The organism is Kitasatospora sp. NPDC093102 (assembly GCF_040683915.1).
In the GTDB taxonomy this organism is placed as follows: Bacteria; Actinomycetota; Actinomycetes; order Streptomycetales; family Streptomycetaceae; genus Kitasatospora.
Genome location: NZ_JBFBFA010000034.1, coordinates 66,236 through 83,528, shown reverse-complemented (window position 1 = coordinate 83,528; position 17,293 = coordinate 66,236). Strand labels below are relative to the sequence as shown.

General features: G+C 72.0%; 10 protein-coding genes and 1 rRNA gene. 9 read left to right on the top strand and 2 right to left on the bottom strand.

What is annotated here, in order from left to right; genetic code table 11:
* Together rrf and AB0O11_RS29935 are read left to right on the top strand one after the other, a co-directional pair.
* Positions 1-87, top strand: a 5S ribosomal RNA gene (rrf, locus tag AB0O11_RS29940); the annotation flags it as partial.
* 59 nt (positions 88-146) lie between these two features.
* Positions 147-992, top strand: coding sequence for a phosphatase PAP2 family protein (locus AB0O11_RS29935; protein WP_363393190.1), 846 nt, complete (start codon positions 147-149; stop codon positions 990-992).
* Between the two features lie 76 nt (positions 993-1,068).
* On the opposite strand, the gene AB0O11_RS29930 is transcribed toward AB0O11_RS29935, so the two are convergent.
* Together AB0O11_RS29930 and AB0O11_RS29925 are read right to left on the bottom strand one after the other, a co-directional pair.
* Positions 1,069-1,632 (bottom strand): acetate uptake transporter, encoded by a 564-nt coding sequence (locus AB0O11_RS29930; protein WP_363393187.1) that lies wholly within the window; start codon positions 1,630-1,632, stop codon positions 1,069-1,071.
* 308 nt (positions 1,633-1,940) lie between these two features.
* Complete coding sequence (locus tag AB0O11_RS29925; protein ID WP_363393184.1) at positions 1,941-4,502, bottom strand: SpoIIE family protein phosphatase; 2,562 nt, start codon at positions 4,500-4,502, stop codon at positions 1,941-1,943.
* 541 nt (positions 4,503-5,043) lie between these two features.
* On the opposite strand from AB0O11_RS29925, the gene AB0O11_RS29920 reads away from it, so the two are divergent.
* From AB0O11_RS29920 to AB0O11_RS29890, 7 genes are all read left to right on the top strand, one after another.
* Positions 5,044-9,582 carry a HAMP domain-containing protein gene (locus tag AB0O11_RS29920; protein ID WP_363393203.1) on the top strand — a complete coding sequence of 1,513 codons (4,539 nt, stop codon included), beginning with the start codon at positions 5,044-5,046 and terminating at the stop codon, positions 9,580-9,582.
* Between the two features lie 294 nt (positions 9,583-9,876).
* Positions 9,877-10,515 carry a response regulator gene (locus AB0O11_RS29915; protein WP_363393201.1) on the top strand — a complete coding sequence of 213 codons (639 nt, stop codon included), beginning with the start codon at positions 9,877-9,879 and terminating at the stop codon, positions 10,513-10,515.
* Positions 10,516-10,663: 148 nt separating this feature from the next.
* Positions 10,664-13,327, top strand: coding sequence for a DNA translocase FtsK (locus tag AB0O11_RS29910; protein ID WP_363393182.1), 2,664 nt, complete (start codon positions 10,664-10,666; stop codon positions 13,325-13,327).
* Between the two features lie 252 nt (positions 13,328-13,579).
* Positions 13,580-14,443: a RodZ domain-containing protein gene (locus AB0O11_RS29905; protein ID WP_363393179.1), complete on the top strand. Its 864-nt coding sequence runs from the start codon at positions 13,580-13,582 to the stop codon at positions 14,441-14,443.
* Between the two features lie 96 nt (positions 14,444-14,539).
* Positions 14,540-16,030, top strand: coding sequence for a 30S ribosomal protein S12 methylthiotransferase RimO (gene rimO, locus AB0O11_RS29900; protein WP_363393176.1), 1,491 nt, complete (start codon positions 14,540-14,542; stop codon positions 16,028-16,030).
* Positions 16,027-16,665, top strand: coding sequence for a CDP-diacylglycerol--glycerol-3-phosphate 3-phosphatidyltransferase (gene pgsA, locus AB0O11_RS29895; RefSeq protein ID WP_363393173.1), 639 nt, complete (start codon positions 16,027-16,029; stop codon positions 16,663-16,665). Before rimO ends, pgsA begins: the two co-directional genes overlap by 4 nt.
* Before the next feature lie 16 nt (positions 16,666-16,681).
* Positions 16,682-17,164 carry a CinA family protein gene (locus AB0O11_RS29890; RefSeq protein ID WP_363393170.1) on the top strand — a complete coding sequence of 161 codons (483 nt, stop codon included), beginning with the start codon at positions 16,682-16,684 and terminating at the stop codon, positions 17,162-17,164.
* Positions 17,165-17,293 lie beyond the last annotated feature (129 nt).

The following is a 17,293-nucleotide window of genomic DNA, read 5'->3' as shown; positions in this document are numbered from 1 at the left end:
GGTTACATTCCGAACCCGGAAGCTAAGCCTTACAGCGCCGATGGTACTGCAGGGGGGACCCTGTGGGAGAGTAGGACGCCGCCGAACAATTATTCCGAAAAGCCCCTTCCCATCCGGGAAGGGGCTTTTTGCGTTACCCTCTGCCAATGCAGAACCTGACCCTGACCTGGCAGTCCGCCGGGGCCGCCGCCATCGGCCTCCATGCGGGTGCGTACGCGGCGGTGAAGGGCCGGAAGCCGGCGCTGTCCGCGCTGTTGCGGGAGGCCGGCACGCTGTTGGCGCTGTTCGCGCTCTGGCAGCTGGTCGGGCACCTCTCGGTGATGAGTGCGGACCACGCGCTGGACCGTGCGAGCTGGATCCACCACACCGAGCAGGTGTTCGGGCTGCCGGACGAGGCCTCCTGGCAGAAGGCGGTCACGCCGTACCCGGTACTGGTGAGGCTGGCGAACTACTACTACGCGGTCATGCACTTCGCCGTCATGCTCGGCGTCCTGCTCTGGGTGTTCGTGCGACACCGGGACCGCTACGCGTGGGTGCGCAACACGGTGGTGATCACGACGGCGGTCTGCCTGCTGGTGCAGTTCATCCCGGTGGCGCCGCCGCGGATGCTGCCGGAGAGCGGCTTCGTGGACCTGGCCGCCCAGTACGGGCAGTCGGTGTACGGCGGCGCGGTCGGCGGCGTGGTGGTGGCCGACCAGTTGTCGGCGATGCCCTCGGTGCACGTCGCCTGGTGCGTGCTGGCGGCGGTCGCGGTGATCCGGGTGTCACGCAGTTCGCTGCGATGGGTGATGGTGCTGCACCCGGTGCTGACGGTGGCCGTGGTGGTGGTGACGGCCAACCACTTCTGGTTGGACGGCATCGTGGCCGTGGTGATCCTGCTCCTCGCCTACGCCGTGCTGGCGTTGGTGGCACGCCGACGGGGCCGGGCCTCCGCCGGGACGGAGATCCGGCCCCGCACCACCGCCGAGGAGCGGCTGGAGCAGGTCGGTTGAACCGCGGCTGAATCCAGGTCGGGCCGAAGCGGAGCCCAGCTCCGGCCGGGGTCGGACCGAGGTCGGTCCGGACCGGTCACTTGACCGGCAGGGCGACCTTCCCCCAGGACCCGTTGCTCAGCGCGGAGGTGGCCCAGTACCAGGCGGCGAGCCCGGAAGCGGCCGCGATCCAGCCGGCGGTCTTGGCCAGGCCGCCGTAGCCGCCGAAGGTGGCGATGGCGGAGAGGAACAGGGAGACCGTCAGCAGGCCGTAGACGGCGCGGCTGAGCAGGTTCGCGCCCCAGCTCGCGGCGGTGAGGGTGAGGGCGAGCAGGGCCCACAGCAGCAGGAAGAGGCCGGCGGCGTTCTTGCCCGCCCCGCCGGCCGCGGACCAGGTCGCCCAGAAGGCGCCGAGGCTGGTGAAGGCGGTTCCGGTGAAGCCCTCGCCGCCGCGGAGCTGCCAGAGGCCCGCGATGAAGAGGGTGACGCCGCCGAGCAGGTGGGCGAGGTGGGCCGCGTCCCCGAGTCCGGCGCCGTGCAGGATGCCGGTGGAGAGCAGACCGTAGGCGAGCAGTGTGAGTCCGAGCGCGAGGTAGCCGAGGTTACCTGCGTCGGCTCCGGTGGAGCGGGCGTTCGTTGCCCCGGAAGCGTCGTTGCTCACCGGAGGCTCCTTTCACTCTGGGCGCGCGCAGGGCGCAGTGACGCTGTGGGTGTCGTCTCGATGAGTGGATGCGCGCGACCGCACCGAAGGCGCACGGCTGTGAGCGTGCGCGGGCTGCGGCCGGAAGTGATGGGCCATCGGAAGTGATGGGCCAGCGGAGAGCCGCTGGTCACGTCCCCGGCGGAGGGATTCCCCGGTGAGATCGGTTTACCCGGGCCTGCTCGCTTGTACCCTTGTGAATATAACAATTTGTGACTGCGTCAGTACGGCGCCGGTGCGGCGTCAGCACGGCACGAGCCGCGGAATGCTCACACCTGGCGCTGGCTGGGCACCCGCAGGGTCAGGATCGCCATGTCGTCGGACGGCGGCTCCGGGGCGAAGCGCTCGACCGCGCGCTGCACCCGCGCCGCGACCGCGCCCGCGGTCAGGCCGGTGCAGCCGGTGAGCACCTCGGCGAGGCCGTCGTCGCCCAGCATCCGCCGGCCCTCGCGGCGTTCGGTGACCCCGTCGGTGACGCAGAGCAGGACCTCGCCGGGGGCGAGCACCAGGTGTTCGGCGGTGAGGTCGAGGTCGTCCATGACACCGAGCAGCGGCTGCGGGGTGGCGGCGCGGTCGACCCGGCCGTCGGTGCGCAGCCGCAGCGGCAGCGGGTGGCCGGCGCAGACCAGGGAGAGTTCGGTGCTGCCGTCCGGGCGGGGCGTCAGCTCGCCGTAGAGCAGGGTGAGGAAGCGGCTGCGCGAACCCTCGTCCAGGATGGCCGCGTTGAGCCGGCGCAGCACCTGCGGGGCGTCGAGGCCCTCGCGGGCGAGCAGCCGCAGGGAGTGCCGGGCCAGGCCGGTGACCGAGGCGGCCTCGGGGCCGGTGCCGCAGACGTCGCCGATGGCGAAGCCGTAGGTGCCCTCGCGGATGGTGAACAGGTCGTAGAAATCGCCGCCGACCTCGTTGCCCTCGCCGGCCGCCTGGTAGTAGACGTCCACCTCGACGCCGGGGATCTCCGGCAGGTCCGGCGGGAGCAGGCTGCGCTGGAGGGCCTGGCTGGTGGCGGTGCGCTCGGAGTAGAGGCGGGAGTTGTCCAGGGCGAGGGCGGCCCGGCGGGAGAGGTCCTCGGCGAGTTCGAGGATCTCCTGGCGGAACCGGACGCCGGCCGGGACGCCGAGCACCAGCAGGCCGATGACGCGGTTGCGGGCGGTCAGTGCGAGGACGACGGTCTCGCCGAGCAGTCCGGCGAGTTCCGGGCCGTCGGTGAGGCCGGCGGCCTCGGCGGTCTCGGTGGGGGCCGTCCAGAACCGGACGCCGTGGGTGGGGCCGGCCTCCGGGGCGGGGGTCTTGCCGAGCAGGTCGCGCAGCGGGTCGATGCGGTCCTCGTCCTCGTGGAGGACGAAGGCGAGCCGGGCAGGGGAGGCGTGGTCGGGGGTGGTGTAGACGGCGCACCAGGAGGCGAGGGTGGGGACGGCCATCTGGGCCATCAGCGCGAGGGTCTGCTCGTGTTCGAGGGTGCCGGCCAGCAGGTCGGAGGCCTCGACCAGGAAGGACAGCGAGCCGCGGCGGAGCCGTTCGAGCTCGGTCAGCCGGGTGCTCTCGACGGCGAGGGCGACCCGGTCGGCAGCGAACTGGAGGCGGAGCGCGTCCTCGTTGTCGTAGCGGCCGGGCAGGGCGGCGGCGATGCCCAGGGAACCGATCAGCCGGCCCTCGACCTTCAGCGGGACGGTGACCAGGGAGCGCATGCCGCTGTCGGAGAGCAGCGGCAGGCCGGTGGGCCGGGTGGAGAGGTCCTCGTGGACGGAAGGCAGCCGCGCGGAGTCGTAGCGGTTGCCGGTCCCGACCGGGAAGCGGGCGTGCCGGCGGTGTCCGGCGGTGAGGCCGGTGGCGGCCCGGACCTCGAACTCGGCCTCGTCGTCGGTGGTGAGCAGCAGGTACGCGGCGTCGCCGTCGAGCAGGTCGCGGGCGCGTTCGACGGTGCGTTGGAGCAGGGTGTCGAGGTCGTCCGTGGCGACCGGGCCGGCCAGCAGGTCGAGCCGGGGGCCGGCCGGGTCGGGGCGGTCGCCGGGCAGGGCGCGGGCGGGGGAGCGCAGCACCGCGCGGTCGGGTTCGAGGACGAGCAGACAGAGGGTGGAGGGGATGCCCTCGGTGTCGCGCAGCCGGACCTGGACGCCGTACACCTCGACCTCGCGGCCGTCCTGGAGGCGGATGCCGTAGCCGCCCTCCCAGCGGGCCATCCGCAGGGTGTCGCTCAGGCCGAGGCCTCGGGCGGGGGACTGCGGCCAGACCGCGAGATCGGCCCAGGGGCGGCCGAGGACGGCGGCGGCGGGGTACTGGAAGAGCGCCTCGGCGTCCGTGTTCCAGGCCAGCACCCGGCCGTCCTCGTCGAGTTGGACGACGGCGACGTGCACCGGGCCGGGGCCGCTGGGCAGGTCGCTGCCGGGGGTCGCGGGAACGGCGTAGCGGGTGCCGAGCACGTGTGCGGGCAGTCGGAGGCGGAACCAGACGGTCTTGAGGCCGGCCGCGTACTCGACGCCCCACCGTTCGGCGAGGGCGGAGCACATCAGCAGGCCGCGGCCGCCCTCGCCGTCCGGGTCGGCGTAGCGGTCGGAGGCGCTGACCGGACCGTCACCGAGCGAGGGCAGGCCGCGCTCGGGGTGGTGGTCGGTGACCTCGATCCGGACGCTCTCCTCCTCGCGCAGGCAGCAGACCTCCGCGGCGGTGCCGGCGTGCACGACGGCGTTGGTGACGAGTTCGCTGACCAGCACGACCGCGTCGTCGACGACCTCGGGCAGGCCCCAGCCGAGCAGAGCGTCCCGGACGAAGCCCCGCGCGGCGGCCGCGGACCGGCCGTCGGGGTCGAAGGTGGCGGCTGCGCGCGCGGTGACCACGTTGCCACTTCTCCTCTGCTGCTCATGCCCTGGCTGTCCGGGGTGCGGCGCCGACTCCCCGTGCGCGCCGTCGGGGTGAGCGGCGGCGCTGGGTCGGGTCGTGGCCCGGTGCAGCGCTCCACCCTACTTTCCGCTTGGTTCCCCGTGGGGGCGGGGAGTCGAAACAGGCACCAGAGGGTGATTCTGCCCACCTGTTTCGGACGGTGCGGTACGAACCGAGCACAACCGGCCGTGCACCCCCTGCCAGTGCTGCCAGACTGGGGGGTCCGCGACGGCCGGTGGGAGCAGTACGGTCGTGTGGGTGCCGGCGCGTCACAGGCCGCCGGTACGCAGCCCAGCCGGGCCGGTGCCCGGGTGCGTGCCGCACCGGCACGGTCGGTCACCGGACAGTTCACGATGTGGGAGGGGCCCGTTGAGTTCGGCCACCAAGGACGCAACCGGAACGACGCCGCCCGCCCCGCGCGGTGGGCGCCCCGGGGCCGTGCCGCGGAACGCGGCCGGCCGGCGGGCGAGCCACAACCGTGGCGCGGAGCCCGCCGAGCTGCGCAAGCTGCTGTCGGCGCTGACCGCGATGCGGGACGGCAACTTCCGCCGCCGGCTGACCGTGCCCGGGGACGGTCCGCTGGCCGAGATCGCCGCGGTGTTCAACGAGGTCGCCGAGCGCAACCAGCACCTGACCGGCGAACTGGCACGGGTGCGGCGGGCGGTGGGCCGCGAGGGCCGGCTGAACGAGCGGCTGGAGACCGGCGCGGGCGAGGGCGCCTGGATGGCGGCCGTCGACAACTGCAACGCGCTGATCGACGACCTGGCCCGCCCGATGGCCGAGGTGGGCCGGGTGCTGACCTCGATCGCCGAGGGCGACCTGGAGCAGAAGATGGAGCTGCGCTCGCTGCACAGCAACGGGGTGAGCCACCCGCTGCGCGGCGAGTACCTGAAGATCGGCCGGACGGTCAACGGACTGGTGGACCAGCTCGGCGAGTTCACCGACGAGGTGACCCGGGTGGCCCGCGAGGTCGGGACCGAGGGCAAGCTCGGTGGCCAGGCCAAGGTCCGTAGCGTGTCCGGAAGTTGGAAGGACCTCGCGGACTCGGTCAACACCATGGCGGGCCGGCTGACCGCACAGGTGCGCAACATCGCCCAGGTGACCACGGCGGTGGCCAAGGGCGACCTGTCCCGCAAGGTCACGGTGGACGTGGCCGGCGAGATGCTGGAGCTGAAGAACACCGTCAACACGATGGTGGACCAGCTGAACGGCTTTGCCGCGCAGGTCACCACGGTGGCGAGGGACGTCGGTACGGAGGGGCGGCTGGGTGGTCAGGCCCAGGTGCCGGCCGTGGCCGGGGTGTGGAAGGACCTGACCGACAACGTCAACCTGATGGCCAACAACCTGACCGGCCAGGTGCGCAACATCGCCCAGGTGACCACGGCGGTGGCGCGCGGGGACCTCTCGCAGAAGATCGAGGTGGACGCGCGCGGCGAGATGCTGGAGCTGAAGAACACCATCAACACGATGGTCGACCAGCTCTCCGGCTTCGCCGAGCAGGTGACCCGGGTGGCCCGCCAGGTGGGCACCGAGGGGCGGCTCGGCGGGCAGGCGCAGGTGCCCTGGGCGGCCGGGGTCTGGCGGGACCTGACCGACAACGTCAACTTCATGGCGAACAACCTCACCGATCAGGTGCGCAACATCGCCCAGGTGACGACCGCGGTCGCCAAGGGCGACCTGTCGCAGAAGATCCAGGTCGACGCGCGCGGGGAGATTCTGGAGCTGAAGAACACCATCAACACGATGGTCGACCAGCTCTCGGCCTTCGCGGACGAGGTCACCAGGGTGGCCCGGGACGTCGGCACCGAGGGCATCCTCGGAGGTCAGGCGAGCGTGCCCGGGGTGTCCGGCACCTGGAAGGACCTGACCAACTCCGTCAACCTGATGGCCAACAACCTGACCAGCCAGGTCCGCAACATCGCCGAGGTGACCACGGCGGTGGCGCGCGGCGACGTCTCGAAGAAGATCACCGTCGACGCCCGGGGCGAGATCCTGGAGCTGGTGACCACCGTCAACACCATGGTGGACCAGCTGTCCGCCTTCGCCGACGAGGTTACCCGGGTCGCCCGGGAGGTGGGCACCGAGGGGATCCTGGGCGGCCAGGCCCGGGTGCGCGGGGTGTCCGGCATCTGGAAGGACCTGACCGACAACGTCAACTTCATGGCGTCGAACCTGACCGGGCAGGTCCGCAACATCGCCGAGGTCGCTTCCGCGGTGGCCCGCGGCGACCTCTCCAAGAAGATCACCATCGAGGCGCAGGGCGAGATCGCGACGCTTGCCGGGACGCTCAACACCATGGTCGACCAGCTGTCCGCGTTCGCGGTGGAGGTGACCAGGGTGGCCCGCGAGGTGGGCACCGACGGGACGCTGGGCGGCCAGGCCGGTGTGCCGGGCGTGGCCGGGATCTGGAAGGACCTGACCGACAACGTCAACCTGATGGCCAACAACCTCACCGGTCAGGTCCGCAACATCGCGCTGGTGATCACGGCGGTCGCCCGGGGTGACCTCTCGCAGAAGATCGACGTCGACGCGCGCGGCGAGTTCCTCCAGCTCAAGACCAGCATCAACACCATGGTCGACCAGCTCTCCGCCTTCGCCGACGAGGTCACCCGGGTCGCCCGCGAGGTGGGCACCGACGGCCGGCTCGGCGGCCAGGCCCGGGTGCCCGGAGTGGACGGCACCTGGCAGGACCTCACCGAGTCGGTGAATGAGCTGGCCAACAACCTCACCCGGCAGGTGCGCGCGATCGCCCAGGTCGCCACCGCCGTGACCAGGGGGGACCTGAGCCTGCGGATCGACGTGGACGCCGCCGGGGAGCTCGACGAGCTCAAGGACAACATCAACCAGATGATCGCCAACCTGCGCGAGACCACCCGCACCAACCAGGAGCAGGACTGGCTCAAGACCAACCTGGCCCGGATCTCCGGCCTGCTCCAGGGCCGCCGGGACCTGGAGGCGGTCGCCTCGCTGATCATGACCGAGCTGACCCCGGTGGTCTCCGCCCAGCACGGCGCCTTCTTCCTCGCCCAGCCGGCCGGCCGCACCGCCGAGCTGATCACCGAGGACGACGACGAGAACGACACCGTACTGCGCCTGATCGGCAGCTACGGCTACCAGCGGCGGGCGATGCCGACCACCTTCCGCCCCGGCGAGTCGCTGATCGGCCAGGCCGCGGTGGAGAAGCGGGCGATCATCCTCAAGGAGGCGCCGCCCGGGTACCTGAAGATCGCCTCCGGGCTCGGCGAGGCCTCCCCGGCCCACATCGTGGTGCTGCCGGTGCTGTTCGAGGGCCGGCTGCTGGGCGTGATCGAGCTGGCCACCTTCAGCTCCTTCACCACCGTCGCGCTGGACTTCCTGAACCAGATCGCCGACCTGATCGGCGTCACCGTCAACACCATCAGCGTCAACACCAAGACCGAGGGCCTGCTGCTGGAGTCCCAGCGGCTGACCGCCGAACTCTCGATGCGGTCGGCCGAGTTGGAAGCCCGCCAGGAGGAACTGGAGCGCACCAACGAGGAGTTGCAGGAGAAGGCCGAGCAACTCGCCCAGCAGAACCGCGACATCGAAATCAAGAACGGCGAGATCGAGGAGGCCCGGCAGGTCCTGGAGGAGCGCGCCGAGCAGCTCGCCCTGGCCTCCCGGTACAAGAGCGAGTTCCTCGCCAACATGTCGCACGAGCTGCGCACCCCGCTCAACTCGCTGCTGATCCTGGCCAAGCTGCTCTCCGACAACAACGAGGGAAACCTCTCGCCCAAGCAGGTCGAGTTCGCCGACACCATCCACGGCGCGGGCTCCGACCTGCTCCAGCTGATCAACGACATCCTCGACCTGTCCAAGGTCGAGGCCGGCAAGATGGACGTCCGCCCGGCGCGGATCGCCCTGGTCCAGCTGGTCGACTACGTCGAGGCCACCTTCCAGCCGGTCGCGCTGGACAAGAACCTGGACTTCGCCGTCCGGGTCTCGCCCGCCCTGCCGGTCACCCTGCACACGGACGAGCAGCGGCTCCAGCAGGTGCTGCGCAACCTGATCTCCAACGCGGTGAAGTTCACCGACGCCGGAGCCGTCGACTTCTCGATCCGCCCGGCCGGCCGGGAGACCCCGCAGCACGTGCGCGAGCGGCTGCTGGAGTCCGGCTCGATCCAGGACCCGGACGACGAGCTGATCGCCTTCTCGGTCTCCGACACCGGCATCGGCATCCCCGGCAACAAGCTGCGGGAGATCTTCGAGGCGTTCAAGCAGGCCGACGGCACCACCAGCCGCAAGTACGGCGGCACCGGCCTCGGCCTGTCCATCAGCCGCGAGATCGCCCGGCTGCTCGGAGGCGAGATCCACGCCGAGAGCGAGCTGGGCAAGGGCTCCACCTTCACGCTCTACCTACCGCTGCGCACCGAGGCCCCGGAGGCCGTCGGCGAGCCGCGCCCGGCCATGCCGAACGGCCTGGCGCCGCGTGCCTCGGTCGGGGTGACCCCGGTGGGCCTGCCGGTGCCGGTCGGCGAGAACCCGGCCGACCACTGGGCCCAGGAGGTCCGCGAGCTGGCCGAGGAGCGCCGCCGCGGTGCCGTGGAGCGCCGGCGCAGCGCCGCCCTGGAGAGCGTCGCCGGGCCGCGGGCGGCGGAGCCCGTGCAGCCCCGCCCGGTCAACGGGGACCGGCGTTTCGACGGCCAGCAGGTGCTGATCGTGGACGACGACGTCCGCAACGTGTTCGCCCTCACCAGCGTGCTGGAACAGCACGGCCTGACCGTCCTGTACGCGGAGAACGGCCGGGAGGGCATCGAGATGCTGGAGCAGCACGAGAACGTGGCGCTGGTCCTGATGGACATCATGATGCCGGAGATGGACGGCTACGCGACCACCGAGGCGATCCGCCGGATGCCCCAGTTCGCCGGTCTGCCGATCATCGCGCTGACCGCCAAGGCGATGAAGGGCGACCGGGAGAAGTCGCTGGAGGCCGGCGCCACCGACCACATCACCAAGCCGGTGGAGACCGACCACCTGCTGTCGGTGATGCACGAATGGTTGAACGGGGACCGCGCGTGACCGCGCGGGGAGGCGTGAACCCCGGACCGGGCCCCGGGGTTCACACCAGCCGGCCGGCCGGTTTGCTGGCGGCCGGGCCCGGGAACCGGGTAGGGTCACCGATCGTTGCGAACAGTGACCGGATGGCGACACGCTGGTGAGCGTGCGCCGGAGCACTGGCTGCGCGCCGCTCCGGATCGGGTGACGACGGGGCGATGTGCCGGACGAGGGGGTGCGGCTAGCATGACCGGGGTAGCGGTGGGCAGTACGCGGGTGCCTGCACCGGGCGGCAGGCAGGCGACAGGAGGGCGAGCCCTGATGCAGAAGGCCAAGATCCTCCTGGTCGACGACCGACCGGAGAACCTGCTGGCGCTGGAGGCGATCCTCTCGGCCCTGGACCAGACGCTGGTGCGCGCGGCCTCCGGCGAGGAGGCGCTCAAGGCGCTGCTCACCGACGACTTCGCGGTGATCCTGCTGGACGTCCAGATGCCGGGGATGGACGGCTTCGAGACCGCCGCCCACATCAAGCGCCGCGAGCGCACCCGGGACATCCCGATCATCTTCCTGACCGCGATCAACCACGGCCCGCACCACACCTTCCGCGGCTACGCGGCCGGCGCGGTGGACTACATCTCCAAGCCCTTCGACCCGTGGGTGCTGCGCGCCAAGGTCTCCGTCTTCGTCGACCTCTACGCGAAGAACTGCCAGCTGAAGGAGCAGGCGGCGCTGCTGCGCCTGCAACTGGAGGAGGGCGGCGGCGAACAGGCCCTCGGCGGGGTGCTGCTGGGCGAGCTGTCCGCGCGGCTGGCGGCGGTCGAGGAGCAGGCGGAGGCGCTCGGAAAGCAGCTGGACGGGGTCGAGGACGCCGGGGTGGCCGCCACCGCCGCGCACCTGGAGCGCAAGCTCGTGGGGCTGCGCCGGGCGCTGGACGCGATGCGCCCGGGCAGTTCCTGACCCCCTGCCGACGGTTCACCCGTACGGGTGGTCCGGTGGGTGCGAACGGGTGAAACCCGGTCAGGGTGACGGGGTGTCTGCGACACGTCCGGGCACCCGGGCTCGGGCACGTGTGCAGTGGTCGCCCGCCCCGGTAGGCTGCTGACCCATGGCCACTCGCACGCCCGGGAACGCAGCACGTAAGACGAGTCCGGGACCGTCCAAGAAGGCCGCGGCGAAGGCCCCGGGCAAGCCGCCCGCGAAGAAGGCGGCGGCGAAGAAGGCGGCTCCCGCGAAGAAGACGGCGGCCAAGCCGGCCCCGCCCCCGCCGAAACCGTCCAGGTCGGTGCTGATGGGCGCGCTCAACGCCCTGGCGAGCCCGATCGCCGCGATCTTCCGGGGTGCCAGGAACCTCCACCCTGACCATCGCAAGGACGGGGTGGGCCTGCTGTTGTTCGGGCTCGCGCTGATGGTCGCCGCCGGCACCTGGTTCAGCTCCGCCGGCTGGCTGACCGAGGCGGCCACCGCCGTGGTGTCCGGGCTGTTCGGCCGGCTCGACGTGCTGATGCCCTTCCTGCTGGCCGGGATCGCGATCCGGCTCTGGCGCCACCCGGAGCTGCCGGAGGCCAACGGCCGGATCGTGATCGGGCTGAGCGCACTGCTGGTCGGCGTCCTCGGCCTGGTCCACATCGGCTGCGGCGCGCCCATGATGGGCAGCGGCGCCTCCCGGATACGGGCGGCCGGCGGGATCATCGGCTGGGCCGTGTCCACCCCGATGATGGCCGCCGCCGGCCCGGCGCTCGCCGTGCCGCTGCTCCTGCTCCTGACCTTCTTCGGCCTGTTGGTGGTCACCGCCACTCCGATCAACCGGATCGGCGATCGGGTGCGGTGGATCGGCATACGGCTCGGGGTGGTCGAGCCCGGGCCGGAGGACGAGCAGCACTGGGGGCGCACGCCGGAGCGCGAGCTGTCCACCGACCCGCCGGAGGACGCCGACCCCGACGCGCTGCCGTTCACCGTGGACGCCGACAGTGACGACCCCTCGGACGAGGTGGCCGCCCGTCGGCGCCGCCGCCGGCGCAAGCAGACCGAGGAGCCGGAGGACGCCGGGCGGATCTCCCTGGACAAGGAGCCGCTGGACCCGTACGCCACCCGCGACCTCGCCGCCGGCGCGGCCGCCGACCTGGACGGCGCGCTGGTCTACGGCGTGCCCGCCTCCTCCGCGGTGGCGGACATGATGCACCAGGTGCAGGACCGCACCGCCCCGCCGGAGGAGCCCGCCGTCCCGGCCGCCCGCAGCGGTGGCCCGGGCGCGCCCGAGGAGCACGGCGCGGCGCCGGTGCGGATGGAGCAGCTCCAGTTCGGCGAGGGCGTCACCTACGCGCTGCCCTCGCTCGACCTGCTGGAGCGCGGCGGCCCGGCCAAGGCCCGCAGTGCCCTCAACGACGAGGTGGTCGCCCAGCTCACCGGCACCTTCGCCGAGTTCAAGGTGGACGCCAAGGTCACCGGCTTCACCCGGGGCCCGACGGTCACCCGCTACGAGGTCGAGCTCGGCCCGGCCGTCAAGGTGGAGCGGATCACCGCGCTCGCCAAGAACATCGCGTACGCGGTGGCCAGCCCGGACGTGCGGATCATCAGCCCGATCCCGGGCAAGTCCGCGGTCGGCATCGAGATCCCCAACCGGGACCGCGAGATGGTCAACCTCGGCGACCTGCTGCGCTCGCGCACGGCCGCCGAGGACTCGCACCCGATGGTCGTCGGCATGGGCAAGGACGTCGAGGGCCACACCGTGATGGCCAACCTCGCCAAGATGCCGCACATCCTGGTGGCCGGCGCGACCGGCGCGGGAAAGTCGTCCTGCATCAACTGCCTGATCACCTCGATCCTCGCCCGGGCCACCCCGGACGAGGTGCGGATGGTGCTGGTCGACCCCAAGCGGGTCGAGCTGACCGCGTACGAGGGCATCCCGCACCTGATCACGCCGATCATCACCAACCCCAAGAAGGCCGCCGAGGCCCTCCAGTGGGTGGTGCGCGAGATGGACATGCGCTACGACGACCTCGCGGCGTTCGGCTTCCGGCACGTGGACGACTTCAACGCGGCGGTGCGGGCCGGCAAGGTCACCCCGCCACTGGGCAGCGAGCGCGAGCTGAAGCCGTACCCGTACCTGCTGGTGATCGTCGACGAGCTGGCCGACCTGATGATGGTCGCGCCGCGCGACGTCGAGGACTCGGTGGTCCGGATCACCCAGCTGGCCCGCGCGGCCGGCATCCACCTGGTGCTCGCCACCCAGCGGCCCTCGGTGGACGTGGTCACCGGCCTGATCAAGGCCAACGTACCGTCCCGGCTGGCCTTCGCAACCTCCGCGATGGCCGACTCCCGGGTCATCCTGGACCAGCCCGGCGCGGAGAAGCTGATCGGCAAGGGCGACGCGCTCTTCCTGCCGATGGGCGCGAGCAAGCCGGTCCGCATGCAGGGCGCGTTCGTCACCGAGGCGGAGATCGCCAGGGTGGTGCAGCACTGCAAGGACCAGCTGACCGCCGTCTACCGGGACGACGTGATGGCCGGGGCAGGGCCGAAGAAGGAGATCGACGAGGAGATCGGCGACGACCTGGACCTGCTGATCCAGGCGGCCGAGCTGGTGGTCTCCACCCAGTTCGGCTCGACCTCGATGCTCCAGCGCAAGCTCCGGGTCGGTTTCGCCAAGGCGGGCCGGCTGATGGACCTGATGGAGTCGCGTGGGATCGTCGGCCCGAGCGAGGGCTCCAAGGCCCGCGACGTGCTGGTGAAGCCGGACGAGCTGGACGGGGTGCTGATCACCCTTCGGGGCTGACGGTCCGGGTCCCGCGGGGCCCGGACCGTGTCCTGGGCGAGGTGTCACTCGTTCGGAGGAGGGGAGGCGTCGTGCGGGAACCGAACGTCCGTACGCCGCGTCACACGGCGGAAAGCGAACCCCGGGCTCCCCCGCGCGGCTCCGCTGACGGATCGTCGGCGGGGTGTCGGACCCGTTCCGCTTGAGAAACGATCCGCCCACGCCCCTAGACTGTTCTCCAGCAGGTGGCCATCCGCTCGAAAGGCGCGTCCAGTGACCATCGGCAAGTCCTTCGACCGTGAGAACGCCCACGCGTCCGTCGAGCCGACCGACGACGTGGTGCACGCGGCCGATGCCCCGAGCATCGGCCGGGTGCTGTCCACCGCCCGGATCGACGCGGGACTCACGGTGGACCAGGTGAGCACCGCCACCCGGGTGCGGGTGCCGATCGTCCATGCCATCGAGGAGGACGACTTCGCCCGCTGCGGCGGCGATTTCTACGCCCGCGGGCACATCCGCCTGATCGCCCGGGTGGTCGGCCTGGACGGCGAGGCGCTGGTCGCCCGGTACGACGCCGCGCACGGCGGCTCGCCCGCCGCCAAGCGCCCGGCGACCCAGCTGATCGACAGCGGCCCGATCAGGGTGCCCCGCCGCGGCCGGCCGAACTGGGCGGCCGCCATGGTCGCCGCGATCGTCGCCGTGGTCCTGCTGATCGGCTTCAACCTGGTCGGCGGCAAGGGCTGGCACGGCACCACCGGCTCGGCCAGCTCGCCGCTGCCCAGCGGCGCCGGGACCGGCTCGGTGGCCCCGGTGGAGACTCCCAGCGTCCAGCCGCCGGCGCCCGTGCCGAGCGCCGCCGCGATCGCCGCCGTCCCGGCCGACAAGGTCACCGTGAAGCTGGTCGCCGAGGGCACCAGCTGGGTCTCGGCGACGGACGGCACCGGCAAGTCGCTGTTCCAGAACAACATCGGCAACGGCCAGGACCAGACCTTCACCGATCCCAAGCAGATCAAGCTGGTGCTGGGCAACGGCGGGGCCGTGCACGCGTACGTCAACGGGAAGGACCTCGGTCTCCTCGGCAAGGACGGCCAGGTGGTGCACGTCACGTACACCCCCGGAGACCCGCAGGCGGGCTGACCACAGGGGCCGGAGGGCCCGCTGATGATCAGCTGATCCGAGGCTCGCGGCCTCCGGGGCGAACGGCACCGGAGCCCGCGCGTTAATCTTGGGCCTATGCCTGAACGCCGTACTGTCGCCCTTGTCACGCTCGGATGCGCCCGCAACGAGGTGGACTCCGAGGAACTCGCCGGGCGACTGGAAGCCGACGGCTGGTTGCTCGTCGACGACGCCGCCGAGGCGGACGTCGCCGTGGTCAACACCTGCGGCTTCGTCGAGGCCGCCAAGAAGGACTCGGTGGACGCCCTGCTGGAGGCCAACGACCTCAAGGGGCACGGCCGCACCCAGGCCGTCGTCGCGGTCGGCTGCATGGCCGAGCGGTACGGCAAGGAGCTCGCCGACGCCCTCCCCGAGGCGGACGGCGTGCTCGGCTTCGACGACTACGCGGACATCTCCGACCGCCTCCAGACCATCCTCTCCGGCGGCCACCACGCCCCGCACATCCCGCGCGACCGCCGCAAGCTGCTGCCGATCAGCCCGGCCGAGCGGCAGACCGCCGCCGAGGCCGTCGCCCTGCCCGGCCACGGTGCCGAGGCCGCCGCCGAGCCGATCGCCGACCTGCCCGACGGCCTCGCCCCGGCCTCCGGCCCGCGCACCCTGCGCAAGCGGCTGGACGACAGCCCGGTCGCCTCGGTCAAGCTTGCCTCCGGCTGTGACCGGCGCTGCTCCTTCTGCGCCATCCCGGCCTTCCGCGGCTCCTTCATCTCCCGCCGCCCCTCCGACGTGCTGCACGAGGCCCAGTGGCTGGCCGGGCAGGGCGTGCGCGAGATCGTCCTGGTGAGCGAGAACAACACCTCGTACGGCAAGGACCTCGGCGACATCCGCCTGCTGGAGACGCTGCTCGGCGAGATCGCCGCGATCGAGGGCGTCGAGCGGGTCCGGGTCTCCTACCTCCAGCCGGCCGAGATGCGCCCCGGCCTGATCGACTCGATGACCGGGACCGCCGACGTGGTGCCGTACTTCGACCTGTCCTTCCAGCACTCGGCGCCCGCCGTGCTGCGACGGATGCGCCGCTTCGGCTCCACCGACCAGTTCCTGGAACTGCTGGGGACCATCCGCGGCAAGGCCCCGCAGGCCGGCGCCCGGTCCAACTTCATCGTCGGCTTCCCCGGTGAGACCGAGGAGGACTTCGCCGAGCTGGAGCGGTTCGTCACGCACGCCGGGCTGGACGCGATCGGCGTCTTCGGCTACTCGGACGAGGACGGCACCGAGGCCGCGACCTACGACGGCAAGCTCGCCGAGGACGTGGTCGCCGACCGGCTGGACCGGCTGAGCCGGCTGGCCGAGGAGATGACCGCCCAGCGGGCCGAGCAGCGGATCGGCACCGAGGTCGAGGTGCTGATCGAGTCGATCGAGGACGGCGTGGTCGAGGGCCGCTCCGCCCACCAGGCCCCGGAGACCGACGGCCTGACCACCCTCAACGGTGTCGAGGCCCCCGAGGTCGGCCAGTTCTGGCGGGCCAAGGTGGTCGCCAGTGAGGGCGTCGACCTGATCGCCGAGGCGCTGGAGCAGGTGCGACTGCCGAAGTTCTCGGGAGCCGGGGAATGACCAAGGGGCCAGGCGCCCCGGCCGCGGCCCACCCGGGCAGACCGGTGGCCGCGGTGCCGCCCACGCCGGGGGTCTGGAACATCGCCAACGTGCTCACGATGGTCCGGGTGCTGCTGGTGCCGGTCTTCGTGGCGCTGCTGTTCGCCGACGGCGGGCACAACCCCAAGTGGCGTTCGGTCGCCTGGGCCGCGTTCGCGATCGCGATGATCACCGACCTGTTCGACGGTGAGCTGGCCCGGCGCAAGGGCCTGGTCACCGACTTCGGGAAGATCGCCGACCCGATCGCCGACAAGGCGATCATGGGCTCGGCGCTGACCGGCCTCTCGCTGCTCGGCGACCTGCCCTGGTGGGTCACCGTGGTGATCCTGGCCCGCGAGCTCGGCATCACGCTGATGCGGTTCTGGGTGATCCGCTACGGGGTCATCCCGGCCAGCCGCGGCGGCAAGCTCAAGACGCTGACCCAGGGCACCGCGGTCGGCATGTACGTACTGGACCTGACCGGCTGGCTGGCCACCGGGCGGGCCGTGCTGATGGGGCTGGCGGTGCTGCTGACCGTCGGCACCGCGCTGGACTACATCGGACAGGCGCTGCGACTGCGCCGCGAGGGACAGGCCGCGGCGCGCGCGGGCCACTGAGCGACGGGGGAACCGGGTGGCGGAGCGGGACTACGAGCTGGCCGAGCGGGCGCACGCCGCGCTGCGGGCCGAGGGCGGCACGCTGGCCGTCGCCGAGTCGCTGACCGGGGGCCTGCTGGCCGCCGCGCTGGTGGACGTCCCCGGGGCGTCCGTGACCTTCCGTGGCTCGGTCACCGCGTACGCGACCGAGCTGAAGGCTTCGGTGCTCGGGGTGGACGAGGGTCTGCTGGACGTGTACGGCCCGGTCCACCCGGTGGTGGCCCGGCAGATGGCCGAGGGCGTGCGCGGGCTGCTGGGGGCCACGTACGGGCTCGCGACGACCGGGGTGGCCGGGCCGGACCCGCAGGACGGGCAGCCGGTGGGCACGGTACACCTGGCGGTCGCAGGCCCGGGGGGAACTCTGGTCAGTTCGCCCCTGCTGTCGGGCGGTCGTGCCACAATCCGTCACGGGGCGGTGACCGCGGCGCTGGAGCTGCTCGTCGGTCGGTTCGCACGGTAGGGGCCCGCCGGGAGGGAACTCCACCGAACCGAGATCTGCCGATCCGGAGCGCGGGTATGGGACAGCTGGAGGATCGTGTTACATCCAACACCCTGGTTGGGCAGAAACCAGGTGGCGAACGAGTTGCGT

Excerpts from the sequence above, each read along its gene's own strand:
- AB0O11_RS29935 (WP_363393190.1), top strand. The coding sequence starts at position 147 with ATGCAGAACCTGACCCTGACCTGGCAGTCCGCCGGGGCCGCCGCCATC.
- AB0O11_RS29910 (WP_363393182.1), top strand. The coding sequence starts at position 10,664 with ATGGCCACTCGCACGCCCGGGAACGCAGCACGTAAGACGAGTCCGGGA.
- rimO (WP_363393176.1), top strand. The coding sequence starts at position 14,540 with ATGCCTGAACGCCGTACTGTCGCCCTTGTCACGCTCGGATGCGCCCGC.
- pgsA (WP_363393173.1), top strand. The coding sequence starts at position 16,027 with ATGACCAAGGGGCCAGGCGCCCCGGCCGCGGCCCACCCGGGCAGACCG.